The sequence below is a fragment of the Flexivirga sp. genome (genome assembly GCF_035551235.1).
Taxonomy (GTDB): domain Bacteria; phylum Actinomycetota; class Actinomycetes; order Actinomycetales; family Dermatophilaceae; genus Flexivirga.
In genome coordinates, this window is record NZ_DASZNO010000017.1 from 34,392 (window position 1) to 53,481 (window position 19,090).

20 protein-coding genes are annotated in these 19,090 nt (G+C 68.6%); 10 read left to right on the forward strand and 10 right to left on the reverse strand.

Annotated features, from left to right (window positions below; translation table 11 throughout):
- Positions 1–4: 4 nt before the first annotated feature.
- A complete protein-coding gene (locus VG502_RS02740) occupies positions 5–514 on the reverse strand; it encodes an NUDIX hydrolase (RefSeq protein WP_325548453.1) in 510 nt (169 codons plus the stop codon).
- On the reverse strand, positions 514–2,181 hold the full coding sequence (locus tag VG502_RS02745) for an FAD-binding dehydrogenase (RefSeq protein ID WP_325548455.1): 1,668 nt from the start codon (positions 2,179–2,181) through the stop codon (positions 514–516). The genes VG502_RS02740 and VG502_RS02745 overlap by 1 nt, the downstream gene beginning before the upstream one ends.
- A 104-nt stretch (positions 2,182–2,285) precedes the next feature.
- Here VG502_RS02745 and VG502_RS02750 point away from each other — a divergent pair, with 104 nt between their 5' ends.
- Positions 2,286–3,140 carry a hypothetical protein gene (locus VG502_RS02750; protein ID WP_325548457.1) on the forward strand — a complete coding sequence of 285 codons (855 nt, stop codon included), beginning with the start codon at positions 2,286–2,288 and terminating at the stop codon, positions 3,138–3,140.
- Here the strand turns inward: VG502_RS02750 and VG502_RS02755 are convergent.
- The 4 genes from VG502_RS02755 to VG502_RS02770 form a co-directional block, all read right to left on the reverse strand.
- A complete protein-coding gene (locus tag VG502_RS02755) occupies positions 3,127–3,735 on the reverse strand; it encodes a hypothetical protein (protein ID WP_325548459.1) in 609 nt (202 codons plus the stop codon). The two genes, VG502_RS02750 and VG502_RS02755, sit on opposite strands and share 14 nt — an antisense overlap.
- Before the next feature lie 144 nt (positions 3,736–3,879).
- The gene (locus VG502_RS02760) at positions 3,880–4,815 is read right to left on the reverse strand and encodes an alpha/beta fold hydrolase (protein WP_325548461.1); all 936 of its coding nucleotides are present in this window, start codon (positions 4,813–4,815) and stop codon (positions 3,880–3,882) included.
- Positions 4,816–4,898: 83 nt separating this feature from the next.
- The gene (locus VG502_RS02765; RefSeq protein WP_325548463.1) at positions 4,899–5,303 is read right to left on the reverse strand and encodes a VOC family protein; all 405 of its coding nucleotides are present in this window, start codon (positions 5,301–5,303) and stop codon (positions 4,899–4,901) included.
- 22 nt (positions 5,304–5,325) lie between these two features.
- A complete protein-coding gene (locus tag VG502_RS02770) occupies positions 5,326–6,543 on the reverse strand; it encodes a PucR-like N-terminal domain-containing protein (RefSeq protein WP_325548465.1) in 1,218 nt (405 codons plus the stop codon).
- Between the two features lie 93 nt (positions 6,544–6,636).
- Here VG502_RS02770 and VG502_RS02775 point away from each other — a divergent pair, with 93 nt between their 5' ends.
- The 4 genes from VG502_RS02775 (at position 6,637) to VG502_RS02790 (ending at position 10,891) form a co-directional block, all read left to right on the forward strand.
- A complete protein-coding gene (locus tag VG502_RS02775) occupies positions 6,637–7,692 on the forward strand; it encodes a ferredoxin reductase (RefSeq protein ID WP_325548467.1) in 1,056 nt (351 codons plus the stop codon).
- Positions 7,693–7,710: 18 nt separating this feature from the next.
- The gene (locus VG502_RS02780; protein WP_325548468.1) at positions 7,711–8,976 is read left to right on the forward strand and encodes a fatty acid desaturase family protein; all 1,266 of its coding nucleotides are present in this window, start codon (positions 7,711–7,713) and stop codon (positions 8,974–8,976) included.
- A 93-nt stretch (positions 8,977–9,069) separates the two neighbouring features.
- Positions 9,070–9,360, forward strand: a complete 291-nt coding sequence (locus VG502_RS02785; protein ID WP_325548470.1) for a hypothetical protein — start codon at positions 9,070–9,072, stop codon at positions 9,358–9,360.
- Positions 9,361–9,529: 169 nt separating this feature from the next.
- Positions 9,530–10,891 (forward strand): MFS transporter, encoded by a 1,362-nt coding sequence (locus VG502_RS02790; RefSeq protein WP_325548471.1) that lies wholly within the window; start codon positions 9,530–9,532, stop codon positions 10,889–10,891.
- On the opposite strand, the gene VG502_RS02795 is transcribed toward VG502_RS02790, so the two are convergent.
- Complete coding sequence (locus tag VG502_RS02795) at positions 10,846–11,556, reverse strand: hypothetical protein (protein WP_325548473.1); 711 nt, start codon at positions 11,554–11,556, stop codon at positions 10,846–10,848. The two genes, VG502_RS02790 and VG502_RS02795, sit on opposite strands and share 46 nt — an antisense overlap.
- A 157-nt stretch (positions 11,557–11,713) precedes the next feature.
- On the opposite strand from VG502_RS02795, the gene VG502_RS02800 reads away from it, so the two are divergent.
- On the forward strand, positions 11,714–12,457 hold the full coding sequence (locus tag VG502_RS02800; RefSeq protein ID WP_325548475.1) for a histidine phosphatase family protein: 744 nt from the start codon (positions 11,714–11,716) through the stop codon (positions 12,455–12,457).
- 43 nt (positions 12,458–12,500) lie between these two features.
- On the opposite strand, the gene VG502_RS02805 is transcribed toward VG502_RS02800, so the two are convergent.
- Positions 12,501–14,300 (reverse strand): long-chain-acyl-CoA synthetase, encoded by a 1,800-nt coding sequence (locus VG502_RS02805; RefSeq protein WP_325548476.1) that lies wholly within the window; start codon positions 14,298–14,300, stop codon positions 12,501–12,503.
- Positions 14,301–14,525: 225 nt separating this feature from the next.
- On the opposite strand from VG502_RS02805, the gene VG502_RS02810 reads away from it, so the two are divergent.
- Positions 14,526–16,118, forward strand: coding sequence for an ABC-F family ATP-binding cassette domain-containing protein (locus VG502_RS02810; protein ID WP_325548478.1), 1,593 nt, complete (start codon positions 14,526–14,528; stop codon positions 16,116–16,118).
- Here VG502_RS02810 and VG502_RS02815 read toward each other — a convergent pair.
- A complete protein-coding gene (locus VG502_RS02815) occupies positions 16,099–16,296 on the reverse strand; it encodes a hypothetical protein (protein ID WP_325548480.1) in 198 nt (65 codons plus the stop codon). The two genes, VG502_RS02810 and VG502_RS02815, sit on opposite strands and share 20 nt — an antisense overlap.
- Positions 16,293–16,568 (reverse strand): GlsB/YeaQ/YmgE family stress response membrane protein, encoded by a 276-nt coding sequence (locus tag VG502_RS02820; RefSeq protein WP_325548482.1) that lies wholly within the window; start codon positions 16,566–16,568, stop codon positions 16,293–16,295. Before VG502_RS02820 ends, VG502_RS02815 begins: the two co-directional genes overlap by 4 nt.
- A gap of 153 nt (positions 16,569–16,721) precedes the next feature.
- Here VG502_RS02820 and VG502_RS02825 point away from each other — a divergent pair, with 153 nt between their 5' ends.
- The 3 genes from VG502_RS02825 to ligD all read left to right on the forward strand — a co-directional run bounded on the left by VG502_RS02825 (position 16,722) and on the right by ligD (position 19,034).
- Positions 16,722–17,444 (forward strand): response regulator transcription factor, encoded by a 723-nt coding sequence (locus tag VG502_RS02825; protein ID WP_325548483.1) that lies wholly within the window; start codon positions 16,722–16,724, stop codon positions 17,442–17,444.
- 40 nt (positions 17,445–17,484) lie between these two features.
- On the forward strand, positions 17,485–18,006 hold the full coding sequence (locus VG502_RS02830; RefSeq protein WP_325548485.1) for a gamma carbonic anhydrase family protein: 522 nt from the start codon (positions 17,485–17,487) through the stop codon (positions 18,004–18,006).
- A 65-nt stretch (positions 18,007–18,071) separates the two neighbouring features.
- Entirely contained in the window at positions 18,072–19,034 is a 963-nt protein-coding gene (gene ligD, locus VG502_RS02835) for a non-homologous end-joining DNA ligase (protein ID WP_325548487.1), read from the forward strand.
- The last annotated feature ends 56 nt before the right edge of the window (positions 19,035–19,090 follow it).

Below are 19,090 nucleotides of genomic sequence, written 5' to 3' on the forward strand. Positions count from 1 at the left end.
TGCGTCAGCCGTCAGCGGGGAGCACCGAGCCGGGACGCGGCTCGTGCTGCACAGCGCGAACGGCGTGCAGGACGCGCGCGGTCGCCTTGTCGATGTCGGTCCAGTCGTCCAGCGGCAGCCACTCGTAGCCGGTTGCTTCGCTGGCCACCCGCACCTCGGGTTCGCGGTCGCAGACCACCCGGAAGAGCACGTCGATGTGCCGCAGCTTGGTCTCGAAGGTGGTGGCGATGACATCACCGGGGTCGATGCGGATCCCGGTCTCCTCCATGACTTCCCGGGTGACGCTCTGCGTCGGGTGCTCGCCCTTCTCCACCAGGCCGCCGGGCAGGCTGACGCCGCTGCGATGGGTCTGCCGCAGGGCGAGCAGCTTCCCGTCATACTCGATGAGCGCGACCGCCCCCACGGTGAACGTCGGCGACGCGATCCGGATGAACGGCCAGACGACCTTCGACGGCGTCAGCCGGAAGAGCGCCAGCCCGAGACGCCGCAGCGCGCCCGGCCGATCGTGCGACATCAACCCACCTGCGCGGCAGCAGCGCGTCCCGCCGCCCGGCCGGAGAAGATGCAGCCGCCGAGGAAGGTGCCCTCCAGCGAGTTGTAGCCGTGCACACCACCCCCGCCGAAACCGGCCGCCTCACCGGCGGCGAAGAGACCCTCGATCGGCTCACCAGTCGGGTCCAGCACGCGCGACTGCAGGTCGGTCTGCAAGCCTCCCAACGACTTTCGGGTCAGCACGTGCAGCTTCACACCGATCAGCGGGCCGGCCGCAGGGTCGAGGATGCGGTGCGGTTTGGCGACGCGGATCAGCCGGTCGCCGCGATACCGCCGCGCCCCTTGTATGGCGGTCAGCTGCGCGTCCTTGCTGAACGGATTCGCGACCTCACGATCCCGCTCGGCGATCTGCCGCTCCATCGTGCGCGCGTCCAGCAACGGTTCCGGCGTCAGGGCATTCATCCGGTCCACAAGCGTCGAAATATCATCCGCGACAACGAAATCCGCGCCCTTCTGCTTGAACGCCTCGACCGGTCCCGGGGCACCCTTGCGCACTCGCGAGGCCAGCAGCTTCAGGTCCTTGTTCGTGATGTCGGGGTTCTGCTCGGACCCGGACAGTGCGAACTCCTTCTCGATGATCTTCTGGGTGACCACGAACCACGAGTGGTCGTATGGCGCGAGCTCCGGCGTCGTGCGCAGATAACGCAACGTGCCCAGCGTGTCGAAGCCCGGCAGGCACGGGTGCGGCAGCCGCCGGCCGAGCGCGTCGAACCACATCGGCGACGGTCCGGGCAGGATCCGGATCGCGTGCTGCGGCCACACCGGCGCCCAATTCCTAATGCCTTCAACGTAATGCCACATGCGGTCCCGGTTGACGGTGCGCGCGCCGGCCTGCTCGGCGATGTCGATCATCCGGCCGTCGACGTAGGCCGGCACGCCGGTGATCATCTCCCGCGGTGCGGTGCCCAACCGCTGCGGCCACCACTTGCGCACCAGCTCGTGGTTGCCGCCGATGCCGCCGCTGCTCACCACGACGGCCTGCGCCGTCAACTCGAAGTCACCGACCTCGTCGCGCGATGACTGCTCACCACGAGGAGTGTTGTCATCCTTGAGGATTCGGCCGCGCACACCGGTCACAGCGGCCCCGTCGCGGATCAGCTCGTCGACGCGATGGCGGTGCAGGAAGCGCACGTGACCGGTCTCGACAGCAGCGAGCGCCGCATCCACGAACGGCTTCACCACACCGGTGCCGGTGCCCCAGGTGATGTGGAAGCGCGGCACCGAGTTGCCGTGACCGCTGGCGCGACCGTCGCCCCGCTCGGCCCAGCCGACGATCCCCAGCCAGCCCATGCCGCGCTCCTTCAGCCAGGAGCGCTTCTCCCCCGCGGCGAACTCGACATACGCCCGTGCCCACTTGCTCGCCCACGAGTCCTCGTCGTCCAGCCGGTCGAAACCGGCGCTGCCCTGCCAGTCCTGCCACGCGAGGTCGACCGAGTCCTTGATGCCCATCCGGCGCTGTTCGGGCGAGTCGACGAAGAACAGGCCGCCGAAGGACCACCACGCCTGCCCGCCGAGGTTCGCCGCGCTCTCCTGGTCGACGATCACGACCTTCTTGCCGGCGGTGATCAGCTCGCCCGCTGCGACGAGGCCGGCGAGTCCGGCTCCGACGACGATGACGTCCGCGTCCATGGGTGCACCTTTCGAAGTCGCGAAGCATCCAACCTACCCGTGGGTATGCACCGTGGTCGTGCTCGACTCCAGCGAGCTTCTCGCCGGTGTTGTTGACTGGGAACATGCCCGCCGACGAATTCGAGAGGACCGTCGAGCAGCTGTATGCCGGGCCGCCCGACCAATTCATCGCGCGGCGCGACGTCGCGGCCAAGGAGGCCCGGGCCGCCGGCGACAAGGAACTGGCCGATCGGATCAAGACCTTGCGTCGCCCGACCGTCGCCGCGGCGCTGCTCAATCAGCTGCAACGCCGCAACGACGGCACCGGGCTGGACGAGTTGCTCGAGCTCGGGAAGAAGCTGCGCTCCGCGCAGAGCAAGCTCGACGTCAAGTCGATGAAAGCCTTGAGCACCGAGCGCAATTCGCTGATCTCGCACCTTGTCTCCGAAATCGCGGAGACCGCGGACGAGCCGTTGTCGTCAACTGTCCAGGAGCAGCTGTCCGACACCCTGGTGGCGGCGGTGGCCGATGCGGCAGCCGGCCGCGCGGTCGGCAGCGGCCGCCTGGTGAGCGGCCTGCGCTACAGCGGTTTCGGCGACGTCGATCTGCAGGACGCTGTCGCCATACCGCTGCGGCCGCAGCCCGAGTCGCCGGACGAGCCGCCGGAGGGCGAGGAGGACACGCAGCAGGCAACCACGACCGAGCCGGAGGAGGACGAGGCCGAGGCCGAACGAAACGAGGCGCAACGGCACGCCGACACCCAGCGGCAGCTCGCCGAGGCGAGGGAGGCGTTGGACGCCGCCCGCAAGGCCGAGCAGGCAGCGCAGCAGTCGGCCGAACTGGCCGAGCGTGCACTCGCCGCGGCCCGGCGTACGGCGAAGAGCACCCGCGCCCGGGCGGACCAGGCAACCGCTGCCCGATCAGCCGCCGAGCAGGCGGTCACGACGGCCGAAGCCGCCGCCGGGACTACTCGGACGTGAGGATCTTCTGACAGAAGCTGCGCAGCGTCTCCGAGTCGGTGTTGTACTTCGACGGATCGACGCTCTTGCCGGCGAAGCGGTCCGTGGCCATCGCGTCCAGGTCGTTCGCGACGGCATTCACCCGGACGGTGAAGCTCTTGTTGCCGGCCTTGGCGGGCAGCTTGCGCAGGCTGCCGGAGACCGTGCGGAAGTTGTGCGCAGCGGAGTCGAGCTTGCTCTTCGACTGCGAGCTGACGGCGGCATTCCACTGACTGATCGCCTGGTTGCTCTGGCTGTTGGCGGTCTTGCACGCTGCGACCGGGTCCGGCTTGGGCTTGGCCTTGGTGCTCTTGCTCGGCTTCGCGCTGCTCGACGACGGCTTGCCGGACTTGGAGGAGGAAGCGGCGCTCGAGCTGCTGCTGTGCGCGGCCGCGCTGCTCGTGGACGGCGCGCTGCTCGTCGACGAGGTGGTGGGCAGCGTGCTCGACGAGGTCGCGCTGGGAGACGATGCGGAATCCGAGGAGCTGCCGCCGGAGCAAGCGCTCAAGCCGACGAGACCGCATGCTGCGACCGCGACGACACTCAGACGACGGGCGTGGACCAGGGTTGTGCTCATCGACCCAGAATGCCCGGCGATTCCGCCAGTCTCCAAATCGCGTGACGGCCGTCACGCACCGGCGGTCAGCACTCCCCGGACGCTCATGAGGCTTGTTCTGTGGTGGCGTTGCGAGTCGCAAGCTCCCTGCAACGCCACCGCAGCTCAAGCTTCCTGTGCCTGTTCAGAACAAAATCCCATCGCCGGATGCGCATCGACCCAACCGAGCACCTGATCGGCCACCCACTCGGGGTAGTCGAGCATCGGGGTGTGGCCCTGATCGGCGCCTTCGACATAGCTCCAGTGCGGGTTGGCCGCCGCCAGCGCACGCGCGGTCCGGACGTGGACCAGGCGGTCGTGTGCGCCGTGCATGAGCAGCACCGGCTGCAGGATGCGGTTCATCGTCCGGGCGTAACGACCGCGCCGAAGTAGTTGCCAGAGTAGCGATTTCGTCGCAGCGAGGTATTGCGCATCGGTGTTCCCGACACGTTCCGGACGCTGTATGGCGTCATCGAGATGCAACTTGTAGAGCTCCGGACTGATCCGGTCGAAGTTCGACGTCACCAGCCGCATGGTGAAGGCGACCTGCTTCTCGATCGGCACGCGCTTGCCCTGACCGGCGAGGGCACGTGGCCCGACGACCGGCAGTGAGCTGACACCGAAGCCCACGAGGACCATCGGGTCCGGGCGGCTCACCGGTGTCGGAGGTATGGCGGGATCGATCAACACCGCCCCCGCGACCGCTCGCTTGTCCAGTGCGGCGAGCTGCGCGGCCAGGAACCCACCCATCGAGTTGCCGACCACGATGGCGGGTCGTCCGTCGCAGGTGCTCTGCACGAAGCGTTGCAGCAGCTCCAGATTGGCCGACACCGTCGATTGCTCGGGCGTCGCCCGGGTCAGACCGTGCCCGCCGAGGTCGAGTGCGACGACCCGCCCGCGCTTGGCCAGCAGCGGCATCACGTCGGCCCAGTTGGCCCACGACCCGCCCAAACCGTGCACCAGCACGAATCTCGGACCGTCCTTGGGACCGTCCTCCGTCACGTAATGGACACGGACGCCGTCGAGGTCGACGTATCGCTCACGCAGCTTCGCAGTCGTCACGATGCACAACTTACGAGACGGAAGGCTCCGCGTGGTGCGCACGCTTGGTCACAGTGCCGTCACGGCCCGACCGCGGTCTCCGGTCAGCGATCGCGAGCGCTGAGCACACAGAACTCGTTGCCCTCCGGGTCGGCCAGCACCGTCCACGGCAGGTCGTCACCCTGCCCGATGTCGACATGTGACGCGCCCCGACCCACCAGCCGGGCGATCTCGGCGTCCCGGTCGTCGGAGGTGTGCGGTGCGAGGTCGAGGTGCAACCGGTTCTTCACCTGCTTGTCGTCCGAGCTGACGCCGAACACCATCACCGGGCCGAGTGTCCGCCATTGCGTAGCGGACAGCGGTCCGGCTCCGGCGGCGTGCTCGGGAGCGATCACGAGCTCCTCCTCGGAGTCGAGCACCACCTGCCAGTCGAGGACATCGGCCCACCAGTGCGCCAGCGATCGCGGATCGTGGCAGTCCACCACCACGCTGTCCCATCGAAGCGACATTCCGGCTCCTTCCGTCATACGGTCATTCGACGTTCGGGCGGTGACCCGCCCGCAGCACGAGTTCCAGCTCGAAGCGACGCTCGGGGTCGTCCAGGTCGTCGGCGAAGACGTCCCGCAGTTGCCCGAGGCGATAGCCGACGGTCTGCGGGTGCACATGCAGTTCCCTGGCGATCCGACCCCGCTCGCCGCGATGCTTCAGCCAGACCAGCAGCGTCTCGGCCAGTCGATCACGCTGCTCCGGCCGCAGTTGCGTCATCGGCCCCAGGCACCGCGCGGCCAGATCGGCCATCACCAGCGGGTCCGCGTGCAGCGCGATCGCGGTCAGGTGGTCCTCGACCCACCGGACGCCCGGGTCGCCATACGCGAGGGCGGGGGTCGCCGCAGCGCCGGCCGCCATGCGATAGGACTCCTCCACCCTGTCCCAGGTGCGGACCGGGCCGATCCAGCCCGGCCGAGGGGCCAGCATCGCAGCCAGCCGGGCACGCTCGGGGGCGGACTCCGGCGCGCGCAGCAGTATGACGACCTCGCCCGTGCGGCCGCTGATCAGCGCGTCCTCCCCGACCGCAGCGCGCAAGCCCTCGCCGTGCTCGGCCGGCACCACTGCGGCGACCAGCCGCGCCGGGATGGTCCAGCCGGCCCGGCCCGCGAGCCGCCGGCCCTCCGCCTCGGGAAGATTGCCGGCCAGCAGCCGGCGCAGTAGTGACTCGCGGCGCCGGTCACGCTCACCGACCTGGCGCGACTGCTCCTCGGTGAACCCTTCGATGCTGGCAGCCGAGATCTCGTCGATGTAGACGAAGATCGCCTCACCGAGCGGCAGCATCAGGCGCGGCTCGAGCCCGACCCGGTCCGTGATCGCCGACACCGCCCGGAACGTCACGCGGGCGCCCAGCCGGTATGCCGACAGCAGCGCCTCCAGGGAGCGGCCGGTGCGAGCTTCCCCCACGCCGATCTGCCGGTAGACCGCCCGGGTCTCCGGCATCAGGGCCGGCTCGTCGCGGCCGGGCAGGTCGATGAACAGCCGGCCGAGTGCGATCTCCACACCGCGCCGGACGGCCGTGCCGAACTCGCCCTCCAGGGGCCGGGAGTACTCCGGGACCTCCTGCGGGATCCGCGAGACGATCTCCTCCACGAGCCCGGGCAGGGAGTCCGCGAGCAGCGTGCTGATGTCCCGCGGGAGCTCCGCCCAGGGCAGTTCGGAGCCGATCATCGTGACCTTGCCGGAGGGCGCAGGGCTCGCCATACCAGCTCCTTTATCGTCTGACGCTAAAAGTATGCACTCCATTGTAGGCGGGGGGTGGATGAATCAGCGCCGCAAGCCAATTACAGTGGATGCATGGGTTTGAAGTCGGTCGCGCTGCGCGCTGCCTCGGTGTTCACGCATCCTGCGCCGCCGCATGACTTCCTCGCGCTGATCAACCCGTTGTCCTCATCCCGCCAGTTGCGCGGTGTCGTGACCGCGGTCCGTCCCGAGACGGCGCAGTCCACGACGATCGCGTTCCGGCCCGGCGACGGCTGGTCGCCGCACGACGCCGGCCAGTGGGCCCGCATCGGGGTGGAGATCGACGGCGTCCGCCAGTGGCGCTCCTACTCACTGTCCGCCCCTGCGGGCGGTGACCCGGAGATCACCGTCACCGCGTGCGGCAAGGTGTCCTCACACCTGGCGCACGAGACGCGCGTCGGCGACATCTTCTTCCTGGCTCCGCCGCAGGGCGAGTTCCTGCTGCCGACCGGCCCGCGGCCGCTGCTCATGCTGACCGGTGGGAGCGGCATCACTCCGGTGATGTCGATGATCCGCACCCTGTTGCCGAAGCGTTCGGACGCCGACGTGGTGCTGATCCACTCCGCACGCGACCGCGAATCCGCTTTGTTCAGTGAGGAACTCGCGGATCTGACTGCTGAGCACGATGGCTTCCACGTGGTGCACCGCTACACCGCGGACGACGGCCGGATCGACTTCGGCTCGATCACCGACCTCGACGCACTGTGCCCCGACTGGCGCAGCCGCAAGACCTACGTCTGCGGTCCGGCCGCCATGCTCGACGACGCCGAGCGGCTGTGGCAGGACGCGAACCTTCCGGACAGCTTGACCGTTGAGCGGTTCGAGACGGCGAAGCTCACCGAGGTCTCCGGCAACGGCGGCACGGTGATCTTCGAGAAGTCCGACCGAGAGGTCGAGGCCGACGCGAGCACCCCCCTGCTCGAGGTCGGCGAGGAGGCCGGTGTGCTGATGCCGAGCGGTTGCCGCATGGGTATCTGCCGCACCTGCCTGACCCCGCTCCTGTCCGGCCAGGTGCGCGACCTGCGCACCGGTGAGATCAACGACACCGAAGGCGACCTCATCCAAACCTGCATCTCGGCTGCCGCCGGGACCTGCCACCTCGATATCTGATCAAGGACCCCCAAGATCATGACTGTGACGACTGACCTGACGACCGAAACCACTGCGACCACCACAGCGCCCAAGAAGCGCACCGGCGTCCTGCCGACGACCGGTGCGCCGCTGGCGAGGCCCGATGCGGCGGCACACCTGTCCGACGAGCAGGTCCACCAGCTCGGCGTCGAGCTGGACGCGATCCGCGACGAGGTCATCGCCGAGCGCGGCGCCTCGGACGCGGCATACATCCGCCGGGTCATCCGCATCGCCCGCGGCCTGGACGCCGGTGGCCGGATCACCCTCGCCTTCAGCAAGAGCAAGCTCGGCTGGACGCTCGGCACCGGCGCCATCGCGCTCTGCAAGGTCCTGGAGAACATGGAGATCGGGCACAACGTGCTGCACGGTCAGTGGGACTGGATGCGCGACCCCGACATCCACTCGACCACCTGGGAGTGGGACTTCGTGGCGCCGGCGCGTGGCTGGCAGCACACCCACAACGACATCCACCACACCTGGACCAACGTCCTGGGCAAGGACCGCGACGTCGGCTACAACATCCTGCGGGTCAGCGACGACCAGCCGTGGCAGCCGCGTGATGTGTTCAACCCGATCGTCAACGCCGCGCTGGCGCCGCTGTTCGAGTGGGGCATCGCGTCGTACGACCTCGAGTGGGACATGGTCAAGGCCGGGCTGAAGACCAAGGAAGAGTTCGACACCGACCTCGCGGCGCTGAAGAAGAAGGCGATCCGGATGGTCGCCAAGGACTACATCGCCACGCCCGCGGCAGGCCTGCTGGCCGGCAACTCCTTCAAGCGCGGCCTCGCCGGCACCGTCGTCGCCAACGGCATCCGCAACGTCTGGGCGCACGCCGTGATCTTCTGCGGCCACTTCCCCGACGGCGTCGACGTCTTCACCGAGGACATGATCGACGGCGAGACCCGCGGCGACTGGTACATCCGCCAGATGCTCGGCTCGGCGAACCTCTCCGGGTCCAAGCTCTTCCACATCCTGACCGGCAACCTGTCGCACCAGATCGAGCACCACTGCTTCCCGGACCTGCCGTCCAACCGCTACATCGAGGTCGCGCCGAAGATGCGCGAGGTATGCCGCAAGTACGGCCTGCCCTACACCACGGGTCCGCTGCCCAAGCAGCTCTTCCAGACCTGGAAGAAGATCTGCCAGCTGGCGCTGCCGGACGAGAACAAGTGGGAGACCATCAAGGCCGTCTACTCCCCCAACAAGGAGAAGCGACGCCTGGCCCGCCTCGCACTGCCGAAGCCGGTCGAGCGCTCGCTCTGAACGATCGTGTGCGGTAGCTCTGTGCCGCTGCCCATCGCAGCGGCATAGAGCTCGCACAGGACGGCCATACCGACCCACGGTTGGGTGGTCCGCATGAACACCACAACCGCACTCCTGCAGGCGGAGGCCGAACAGGGCTCCGGGTTCCTTCGCCGGGCAGGCCGCACCCTGCTCGGTAGCGCAGCGATCCTCATCGTCGGCGCCGGCGCCATACCGACCGCGAGCGCTTCGGCCGCCGGCGTCGCCAGCGGGCTGAAGCACGTCCCGGCCCAGCACGCGACGCACGGCACCGCCGTCAGCCCCAGCGCACTGCCCAGCGAGACCCGGGCCTCGGCAGCGCGCTTCCGCGTCGGGGACGACGGCTCGCTGACCCGCCTCGACTGACCGCAGGGTCCGCGCTCCGCCCGGGATCGGGCGCACAGTGACAAGCACCTGGGAACAACCCACCTGGGAACAACCCACCTGGGACGGCTGCCGGCCCGTTTGCACCCGCCGCTGCGCGGGTAGCGCAATCGGACCATCCGCACCGCATCCTGCGAGCCGAAGATCCGACGTGCACGCACACGACGAACACCGCGCCGAGGCCGAGCGAGTGAGTCACGGTCGGGTGCGCGGGTTCGTCGACACCCGCCTGCGGACCATCCGCCGCGAGATTCGCCAGCAGGTGGCCCTGCGGGTCGTGGTGACCCTGGCCGCCGTGCTCGGCCTGCAAGCCGCGGACAGCGCAGCCGTCGGCGCGGATGCCGCGCCGCTGGAGTCCGGCCTCGGCATCACGGTCACCCAGATCGGCCTCCTGCTGAGCGTGGGCACCCTCGTCGGCGCCGTCATGTCGCTACCTGCGGGGGTGTTGGTCGACCGGGTCAACCGGGCGCGCCTGCTGGCCTGGGCGGTCGCCGGTTGGGGCGTGACGATGGCTGCGTCCGCGGCCTCCGCCGGGTACGGCTGGCTGTTGGCCGCCCGGATCGGTCTCGGCGGTCTGGCGGCCGTCGCCGGCCCGTCCATCGCCTCGCTCATGGGTGATTATGTCGCCACCGAGCAACGCGCCCGGATCTATGGCTACGTCCTGTGCGGCGAGCTGATCGGCGCCGGGTTCGGCCTCGCCATTGCTGGCGAGCTGGCAGCGTTCAACTGGCGAATCCCCTTGGTGGCACTCACAATTCCCTCCGCTGTCGTATGCGTCGCGGTGTCGCGACTACCCGAGCCGCCGCGCGGCGCTCAACTGGATCCGCGGGACCGGCGTGCGGCCCACGAGCGGTTGTCGCTGTGGCAGGCCGTGAAGTACGTGCTCAGCGTCCGGACGAACATCGTGCTCATCTTCGCTTCCGCACTGGGCTACCTCTTCTTCGCCGGGGTGCGCGGCTTCGCGGTGCAGTTCGCCGAACAGCAGTACTCGCTGTCGCAGCCCGTCGCGGTGCTGGTCGGGCTGGCCATCGGGGTCTTCGCCGTCATCGGACTCGCCGTGGGAGGGCGCCTCGCCGACCGGCTGCTGCGAAGGGGCCACCGCACCGCGCGGGTCGTGCTGCCGGCGTGCAGCGTGTTCATCGCCGCCGCGGCGTTCCTGCCGGGTGTGTTCACCGAGCGGCTGTGGCTCGCCATACCTCTGTTGTCGGTGGGTGCCATGGGGATCGGCGCGTCGTCGGCGCCGCTCGATGCGGCGCGGCTCGACATCGTCCGGTCGAACGCCTGGGGACGCGCCGAAGGAGTCCGGACGCTGTTGCGGGACGGTGCCGAGGGCGGCAGCCCGCTGCTGTTCGGTTTCCTCGCCGGTTCGGTCTTCCCGGGCCGTCATGGGCTGCGGGACGCGTTCGCCCTCACCCTGCTGGCTCTCGTCGCCGAGGGCCTCGTCCTCATCACTGTCGCGCGTCGTACCTACCCGCGCGACCAGGACGCTGCATCGACGCGAACCCGGCGGTGAGCCGCGGCACCGACCGCCCCGCCCAACACGGCGCCGATCAACCCGCCCGCGGCGAGGATGATCGCCGTGATGATGGCGGCGGAGTTGCTGTCCCACGATCCGACGCGGATCCGCGGGAAGAGGTCGAACTGGTAGAGCGAGGCGTACTTCGCGCTGGACAGTTCGATGATCAGGGACGCGACCACGGCCGCCACCGCCGCCCAGAGCCACACCGACAATCCCTCGAGCAGGCCGTGCTTGCGCGCCATCGTGCCGCACACGTAACCGCCGATGAGCAGGGCCACGAAGGCGAGGATCAGGAGGGCGATCGCGCCGCTCCAGGTCACCGTCGCGGGTTGGGTCGCACGGGCACCGTCGAGCGCATTCGCAATGCGGTGGCCGGTGTCGGCCCTCGCGACCACGGCGTGCACGACGGCCATGATGACGAGGTAGCTACCGCCCGCGGCCAGGTAACCGCACAGCCCGCTGCCGAATTGCGGAGCGCGCGGCGCGATGCGCAGCTTCTCGACGCCGGGCCCGGCAGCCACGGGCCGGGCCACGTCTGCCGGATACGCGCGGTCGGTTTCGACGGTATGGCGTCCGACCGGCTCCGGCGCAGCATCACCTTCTCGTACGTCGCCGGCCGCGACGTCGTCCTGGTCCTTGTGCAAAGGGTTGAATCGCATGGCGTCAACCTCGATTCGTAATCGTGTGCGCTGTCCGCCCCGGGCACAGCCGGGTACTTGCTCGTGCTACCCGCGGCCGCAGCCGTCAAACAGGCGACCGGTCACCCGCTTTGCTCCCCCGTCGATCCGTGATGGGAGCCCCGGCTAGGTTGATGCCATGACCCGCTCGATCCTGCTCGTGCGCCACGGACAAGCGTCGTTCGGCAAGAGCGACTACGACCAGCTCAGCGAACTCGGCCGGACCCAGTCCAGGCTGCTCGGACAGTTCCTGAGCACCCGTGACATCACACCCGATCGCATCGTGAGCGGCAGCCTCAACCGCCAGCGGCAGACCGCAGCCGGGATCTGTGTCGCCGCCGGATGGGTCACGCCCACCGACGTCGACGACGTCTGGAACGAGCTCGACCACGTCGAGGTGATCAACGCGTTCAAGCCGGCATACAAGAACATGCTGGTGCTCAAGGCCGACATGGTCCGCACCCTGCGACCGCGGGCGGCCTTCGAGGACATGTTCACCCAGGCGATCGCCCGCTGGGCCAGCGGCGAGCACGACGACGAATACGCCGAGTCGTTCGCCGCGTTCGACACCCGCGTGCGCACCGCGATGACGTCCCTGCTCGAGCACGACGCCGAGTGCACGATGGTCATCTCCAGCGTCGGGCTGATCTCCTGGATCATCGCCCGCCTGCTGGTGCGGGAGCCCTGGGACCGCGATGTGCGCGACCCGGAGCGCCCCAGCACCAACGACCTGGCGATCGAGAACATCTGGCGGGCGACCTCGATGGCCGGCTACAACACCGGCCTCACCCGGCTGGTCCTCGACAAGGAGGGCCTGCCGCAGCTGCTGACCTACAACGAGGTCGGCCACCTGCCGGAAGCGAAGCTCATCACCGCTCGCTGACCGGTTTCGATACGGTCTCCTGCGCTTCGCTCCCCCGACCTACTCAACCCGCAATTCGGGGGCACTTCCCGGCGATGACGTCGTCGACGTAGCCGTCATACAGCGGCACGTAACCGCGCTCCTTGTCGGTGAGCACGTAGACCGGGTCGCCGCCCGGTTTCACGAAGCTCTGGTTGCGCAGCTCGATCTTGCGACTCTTGAAGGTCGAGGTGTGCTCCAGCGAGTCGGTGACCCGGATGAAGAGGGGCATGGCGTATGCCGGGAGCGATGCCGACAGTGCGGCGGCGAAACCGGGACCGTCGAACTGCTGGCCCTCGTGCAGGACGACCGCCGCCATACCGGCCTTGCCGTCGGTGCCGGGCACCTCCACGCCGTAGACGGTGACATCGTCGACAGCGGGCAACTCGTCGATCGCGCCCTCGACCTCGGTGGTCGCGACATTCTCACCCTTCCAGCGGAAGGTGTCGCCGAGCCGGTCGACGAACGCCACGTGCGTGAAGCCCTGATCGCGCACCAGGTCACCCGTGTTGAACCACACGTCGCCGTCCTTGAAGCCGTTGCGCAGCAACTTGGCCTCCGACGCGTCGTCGTCGGTGTAGCCGTCGAACGGCGCCCGATCGGTGACCTTGGCCAGCAACAGGCCGACCTCGCCCCTCTTCACCTTGCTCAGCCGGCCCTTCGCGTCACGGGTGGCGGCGCCGGTCTCGATGTCGTAGTCGACGACCTTGTAGGGCAGCGGGCAGGTGCCGGCGGTCTGGTCCAGGTTGTAGGCGTTGATGAACGCGATGTTGCACTCGCTCGCGCCGTAGAACTCGGCGATGCGGGCGATCCCGAAGCGGCCCTGGAAATCGGCCCAGATGTCCGGGCGGAGGCCGTTGCCGACGATGACCCGGACCTTGTGCTCGCGGTCGACCGGCTTCGCCGGCTGCGCGAGCAGGTAACGGCACAGCTCGCCGATGTAGACGAAAGCCGTTGCGTCATACCGGATGCAGTCGTCCCAGAAGCGGCTCGCCGAGAACTTCGGCGCGATCGCCATCGACGCACCGCTGACCAGCACCGAACTCAGCGCGACCGTGACCGCGTTGTTGTGATAGAGCGGCAGCGGGCAGTACATCGTGTCGCTCGACTTCAGCCGGACCCCGAGCGCGCCGAGGCCGCTGTAGGACTTCAACCAGCGGAAGTGGCTCATCACCGACGCCTTCGGCATGCCGGTCGTGCCGGAGGTGAAGATGTAGAACGCCTTCTCGTGCGCGACGATCTGCTCGCAGACCGCCGGGTTCTCCTCACTCTGCGCCTCGGCCGCCTCGCTCAGCTGCGAGAACGTCAGCACCTGCTGCGCACTCGCCGCATCACCTGCGGTCGCCAAACCCTCCGTGCATGAGTCCTCAACGACCACGACGCGGGCGCCCAGGATGCCCAGGCTGTGCGCGAGGACGTCCGAGCGCTGGTTGTAGTTGAGCAGGCCGGCGATCGCACCGAGTTTGACCGTCGCCAACATCACCAGCAGGTTGTCGATGCCGTTGTGCGCCATCAGTCCGACGACGTCCCCACGCCGGACACCGTGTGCCTGCAGGACGTGCGCGTAGCGATTGACGAGGGCGTTCGCCTCGCCATACGTGAGGGTGCGGACGGCCCCGTCGGCGCCCTCCCCCTTGAGGAAGTCGCGCTCCGGGTGGCGGGCCGCGTTGTGCTGGAAGATCAGGCCCAGCGAGTTCTTGGCGGTCGGCTTGCGCAGCAGCAGGCCCGGCGCCTCGCGCGCGAGCAGCGGCAGGTCCGGCAGGATGCCGAGCGCTCCCTTGCCAAGGTCGAGCAGGCTGACGCGCTGACGGGTCTGTGGGCTCATTCGAACTCCTTGTTGCTGGTGCCACGGCTCCCGGGACTGCTCCACGATACCCACGAGTAACCAAACGTTCGATGGATCGTCCACGGTTAATCGGATTGCACGCCCGCCGCGCCTCGTGTCATCGTGTCTGCATCATGAAGAACTGAGTCCGTCATCGCTCGCGCCCGAGGCCACGCCCGGCGAGCACTCCCACTCCTTGTGGAAGCCTCGTGAAACGGATCCTTCATGTCACTTCAGATCACCGATCTTGTTCATTCGTATGCCGACCGGCGCGTCCTGGACGGCGTCAGCCTCTCCGTCATACCCGGCTCGACCGTGGGCCTGGTCGGCGAGAACGGCTCCGGCAAATCGACGCTGCTGCAGGTGGCTGCCGGGCTGCGCGAAGCCGACGGCGGAAGTGTCCAGCTACCGGACGACATCGGGTATTTCAGCCAGGACTCCGGACTGGACCCGGCCGCGACGCTCGCTCAGGTCATGTATGACGCCCTCGCGCCGTTGCACGACGGCGTCGAGCGGATGGAGCGTCTCGCCGGGCAGCTCGAGGACCACCCGGAGCTCGCCGACGAGTACGCGCGGCTACTGGACTGGGCGATGGTGCACGACGCCTGGGACGCCGACCGGCGGGCCGAGGTCGCGGCACACCGGCTCGGCCTGGGCGCGCTCGATCCAGGGCGAACCGTCGCGTCGATGTCCGGCGGTGAGCGTTCGCGGCTCGCCCTCGCGGCGTTGCTCACGCGGCGTCCCGAAGTGTTGTTGTTGGACGAGCCGACCAACCACCTGGATGACGAGGCGTTGGATTTCCTTGAGCAGGAGCTGAATTCGATGGACGGGGCGACCCTGGTCGCGTCGCACGATCGCGTCTTCCTGGACCGGGTGTGCACCGCGATCTTCGACCTCGACCCGTCCCATTTCGGCACCGACGGGCGGGGCGGACGGCTCTTCTCGGGCAACTTCACCGACTACCTGGCCGCCAAACGTGCGTCGCGGCACCGCTGGCAGGAGGAGTTCGAGGCGCAACAGGACGAGCTGGCCGAGCTGCGGGCCGCTGCACGCACGACCAACACCGACATCGCGCACAACCGTGGGCCGCGGGACAACGACAAGTTCATCCACGCCTTCAAGGGCCAGCGGGTGCAGGCCACGGTGAGCCGCCGGCGCCGCAATGCCGAGCAGCGCATCGAGCTGCTGGAACGTGAGCGGATACCGAAACCGCCTGCGGTGATGCGCTTTTCGGGATCTTTCGATCGGCAGCCGATCGCTGCCGTGTCAGTCAGGGACGCTCGGGTGCGCGATCGGCTGCGGTGTGACCGGCTGGACGTCGTACCGGGTGAGCACCTGCTGGTGACCGGAACCAACGGCGCCGGAAAGTCGACGCTGCTCGACGTGATCGCAGGTCGACGGGTGCTCGACTCGGGGCGGGTCGACGTCCGAGCGCGCCAGGTCGGACTGCTGACCCAGGACGTGAGCCTGCCCGACCTGCGCACCTCGGCGAGCGAACTCTTCCGACTGGCGGATTATCGAATCACGTTGTCGTCATTGGGTTTGCTGCACCCGCGCGATCACGGCCGCCCGCTCGGCGAGCTCAGCCTCGGTCAGCAGCGACGGGTGGAGCTGGCGCTGCTGATCGCCCGGCAACCGGATCTGTTGCTGCTCGACGAGCCGACCAACCACCTGTCCCTGGCACTGGTGGACGAGCTGGAGGAAGCGCTCGGCGCGAGTCCGGTCACCGTCATACTCGCCAGCCATGACCGGTGGCTGCGGGACCGGTGGACGGGTGATCGGGTGCAGCTCCGGCCTGTCAAGGACGGGGCCTGCTGAGCACGACGAGGCGCACCGCGGTCTGCCCCGTGTGCTGCTCGATCAGCTGTCGGGCCACGACCTCCACCCGGCCGCGGCGGAACGTCGTCGCCCTGCCGAACCCGGGGACGGAAACGTGCCAGCGCAGCTGGCGCCGGCGCGCGATGACGGCATACGTGACATCGCGGCCGGGCGTCATCGCACGGCCCGGCGGCTGCCCACGCTCAGGTAGATGAGCAGTGCGATCACTGCGCCGATGATCGAGCCGATGATGCCGGACGGCTGGAAGAAGCCGTTCTGGCTGTCCTTGTGGAAGATCAGGTACCCGAGGAAACCGCCGATGAAGGAGCCGATGATCCCCAGCACGATCGTCGCCAGTATGCCGATGTGCTGACGACCGGGCACGAGCAGACGGGCGACCGCTCCTGCGATCAGGCCGATGATGACCAGACTGATGACGAGACCGAGCATGATGAGATCCACTTTCCAGGTGTGTGTGTGCTGACCGCGACGGGTTGATCCGATCACGGCCGTGAAGCCCCCGCTGGGCCGGATTGGCCCGAACACGACGTTTTCACCCCTAGGGCCGGTGCGGCACACCCCAAAGGCGGTTATCTTCGGGCAATGCCTCCCCGCATGCCTCCCCGCACCACTGGACCCATCAGGCTCGCCCTGGTCGACGACTACGACGTCGTCCTCGGCGGGCTGGCGCACATTCTGGCCGCCTACCGCGACCGGGTCGTCATCACGGAGATCGATGCGAACAAGCCACTCGCCGAAGACGTCGACATCGCCCTCTACGACTCGTTCGCACAGGGTGAGGCCGACACCGGCCAGATCGACCTGCTCGTGTCCAGCCCGCGGGCGCGGCGCGTGGTCGTCTACACGTGGAGCTTCCATCCCGAGCTGATCGCGTCGGCACGCGAGCGCGGGGTGGACGGCTACTTGTCGAAGACCCTTCCGGCGCACGAGCTCGTCGACGCCCTCGAGGCGGTGCACGCCGGCCGGACCGTGATCAGCGAGCACCCGTCGCACCTGCACGTCGACCCGGGACTCGACTGGCCGGGACGTCACGAGGGCCTGACCGATCGTGAGTCGGAGGTCCTCGCGCTGATCACGCAGGGCCGCAGCAACGCCGACATCGCCTCGGCGACCTACTTGAGCCCGAACACCATCAAGTCATACATCCGCAGTCTCTACCGCAAGATCGGTGTCACCAGCCGCACCCAAGCCGTGCTCTGGGGTATCGGGCACGGCTTCACGCCGGATCATCACCGCCTCGATGCGTGGCGTCACGGTGACGGGACGACGATCACGACGGACCCGGCGTCGGTCTCCGCGGACTGACGGTCGCGCTGGCCCGGCGGGGAGCCGATACGTTGTCGCGATGACGATCATCCGCATCCAGGACAAGACGCCCACGATCGACGACTCGGCCTGGGTCGCCCCGAACGCCACCGTGGTCGGTGACGTGACGCTCGGCGCCGAGGTCGGCATCTGGTATGGCGCTGTGGTCCGCGGCGACATCGAGTCCATCAGCGTCGGGGCACGCAGCAACATCCAGGACAACTGCTCCTTGCACGCGGATCCCGGCAGCCCGCTGCGCGTCGGCGAGCGGGTGTCCGTCGGGCACAACGCGACCCTGCACGGCTGCACGATCGGGGACGACGCGCTGGTCGGCATGGGCTCGCGAGTGCTGAACGGCGCTGTCGTCGGGGAGGGTTCGTTGATCGCCGCGGGCGCGGTCGTGCCCGAGGGCATGCAGGTGCCGCCCGGCTCGCTGGTGGCCGGCGTCCCCGCCAAGGTCCGTCGCGAGCTGAGCGACGAGGAGCGCGCCGGCATCAAGCTGAACGGCTCGGCGTATGTCGATCTGGCCGGCATACACGCCGCCGGTGAGGTCGTGAGCTGAGCCTGCACCGGCTGGACGCGCTCCGAGCAGCAGCGGAAGGCGACGACGGGCAGTAGGTTGGCGGCATGGCAGCCAAGGGCAGCACTCCGGCGACCGAGGTCGAGGCCGGCGAGCACACGGTCCGGATCTCCAACCCGGACCGCGTCTACTTCCCCGAGCGCGGCGAGACCAAGCTCGACCTGGCGCACTACTACCTGTCGGTCGGCGACGGCATCGTGCAGGCGCTGCGGGACCGGCCGACCATGTTGCACCGTTACCCGACCGGCGTCACCGGCGAGAAGGTGCACCAGAAGCGCGTGCCCCGCGGCGCCCCGGATTGGTTGGAAACAGTCAACATTCACTTCCCTCGGTGGAATCGGACCGCGGACGAGCTGTGCGTGACCGAGATCGGCGCGGTGATCTGGGCCGTGCAGATGTCGACCGTGGAGTTCCACCCGTGGAACTCCCGTCGCTTCGACGTCGAGCGCCCGGACGAATGGCGGATCGATCTCGACCCGATGCCGGACGCGAGCTTCGACCGGGTGCGCCGGACCGCGCACGTCGCTCAGGAACTGCTTGATGAGCTCGGCATCACCGGTTATCCGAAGACCTCGGGCGGCTCCGGGCTGCACGTCTACGTGCGCATCGAGCCCGAGTGGGGCTTCCAGGACGTCCGCCGCGCGGCACTCGCCTTCGCGCGGGAGGTCGAACGGCGTATGCCGGACGACGTGACGACGACCTGGTGGCGCAAGGACCGCGACCCGCGGATGATCTTCGTCGACTACAACCAGAACACCCGCGACCACACGATCGCCGCCGCCTACTCGGTGCGTGGCAACGCCGCTGGCACCGTGTCGACACCGTTCACCTGGGACGAACTCGACGACATCGAGCCGCAGGAGTGCACGATCGCCACGGTGCCGAAGCGGTATGCCGAGCGGGGCGACCCGGCGGCCGGCATCGACGACGAGGCGTTCCGGCTCGACACCCTGTTGGAGTGGGCCGAACGTGACGAACGCGCAGGGGCCGACGATCCTCCGACCGACTGAGCCGCCCTTCATGCCGAGAGGACACCCGATCATCGAGAGGACACCCAATTCGGGCC

Coding starts and splice junctions, on each gene's coding strand:
- VG502_RS02740 (WP_325548453.1), bottom strand. CDS start 514: ATGTCGCACGATCGGCCGGGCGCGCTGCGGCGTCTCGGGCTGGCGCTC.
- VG502_RS02745 (WP_325548455.1), bottom strand. CDS start 2,181: ATGGACGCGGACGTCATCGTCGTCGGAGCCGGACTCGCCGGCCTCGTC.
- VG502_RS02750 (WP_325548457.1), top strand. CDS start 2,286: ATGCCCGCCGACGAATTCGAGAGGACCGTCGAGCAGCTGTATGCCGGG.
- VG502_RS02755 (WP_325548459.1), bottom strand. CDS start 3,735: ATGAGCACAACCCTGGTCCACGCCCGTCGTCTGAGTGTCGTCGCGGTC.
- VG502_RS02765 (WP_325548463.1), bottom strand. CDS start 5,303: ATGTCGCTTCGATGGGACAGCGTGGTGGTGGACTGCCACGATCCGCGA.
- VG502_RS02770 (WP_325548465.1), bottom strand. CDS start 6,543: ATGGCGAGCCCTGCGCCCTCCGGCAAGGTCACGATGATCGGCTCCGAA.
- VG502_RS02775 (WP_325548467.1), top strand. CDS start 6,637: ATGGGTTTGAAGTCGGTCGCGCTGCGCGCTGCCTCGGTGTTCACGCAT.
- VG502_RS02780 (WP_325548468.1), top strand. CDS start 7,711: ATGACTGTGACGACTGACCTGACGACCGAAACCACTGCGACCACCACA.
- VG502_RS02785 (WP_325548470.1), top strand. CDS start 9,070: ATGAACACCACAACCGCACTCCTGCAGGCGGAGGCCGAACAGGGCTCC.
- VG502_RS02795 (WP_325548473.1), bottom strand. CDS start 11,556: ATGCGATTCAACCCTTTGCACAAGGACCAGGACGACGTCGCGGCCGGC.
- VG502_RS02800 (WP_325548475.1), top strand. CDS start 11,714: ATGACCCGCTCGATCCTGCTCGTGCGCCACGGACAAGCGTCGTTCGGC.
- VG502_RS02805 (WP_325548476.1), bottom strand. CDS start 14,300: ATGAGCCCACAGACCCGTCAGCGCGTCAGCCTGCTCGACCTTGGCAAG.
- VG502_RS02810 (WP_325548478.1), top strand. CDS start 14,526: ATGTCACTTCAGATCACCGATCTTGTTCATTCGTATGCCGACCGGCGC.
- VG502_RS02815 (WP_325548480.1), bottom strand. CDS start 16,296: ATGACGCCCGGCCGCGATGTCACGTATGCCGTCATCGCGCGCCGGCGC.
- VG502_RS02820 (WP_325548482.1), bottom strand. CDS start 16,568: ATGCTCGGTCTCGTCATCAGTCTGGTCATCATCGGCCTGATCGCAGGA.
- VG502_RS02825 (WP_325548483.1), top strand. CDS start 16,722: ATGCCTCCCCGCATGCCTCCCCGCACCACTGGACCCATCAGGCTCGCC.
- VG502_RS02830 (WP_325548485.1), top strand. CDS start 17,485: ATGACGATCATCCGCATCCAGGACAAGACGCCCACGATCGACGACTCG.
- ligD (WP_325548487.1), top strand. CDS start 18,072: ATGGCAGCCAAGGGCAGCACTCCGGCGACCGAGGTCGAGGCCGGCGAG.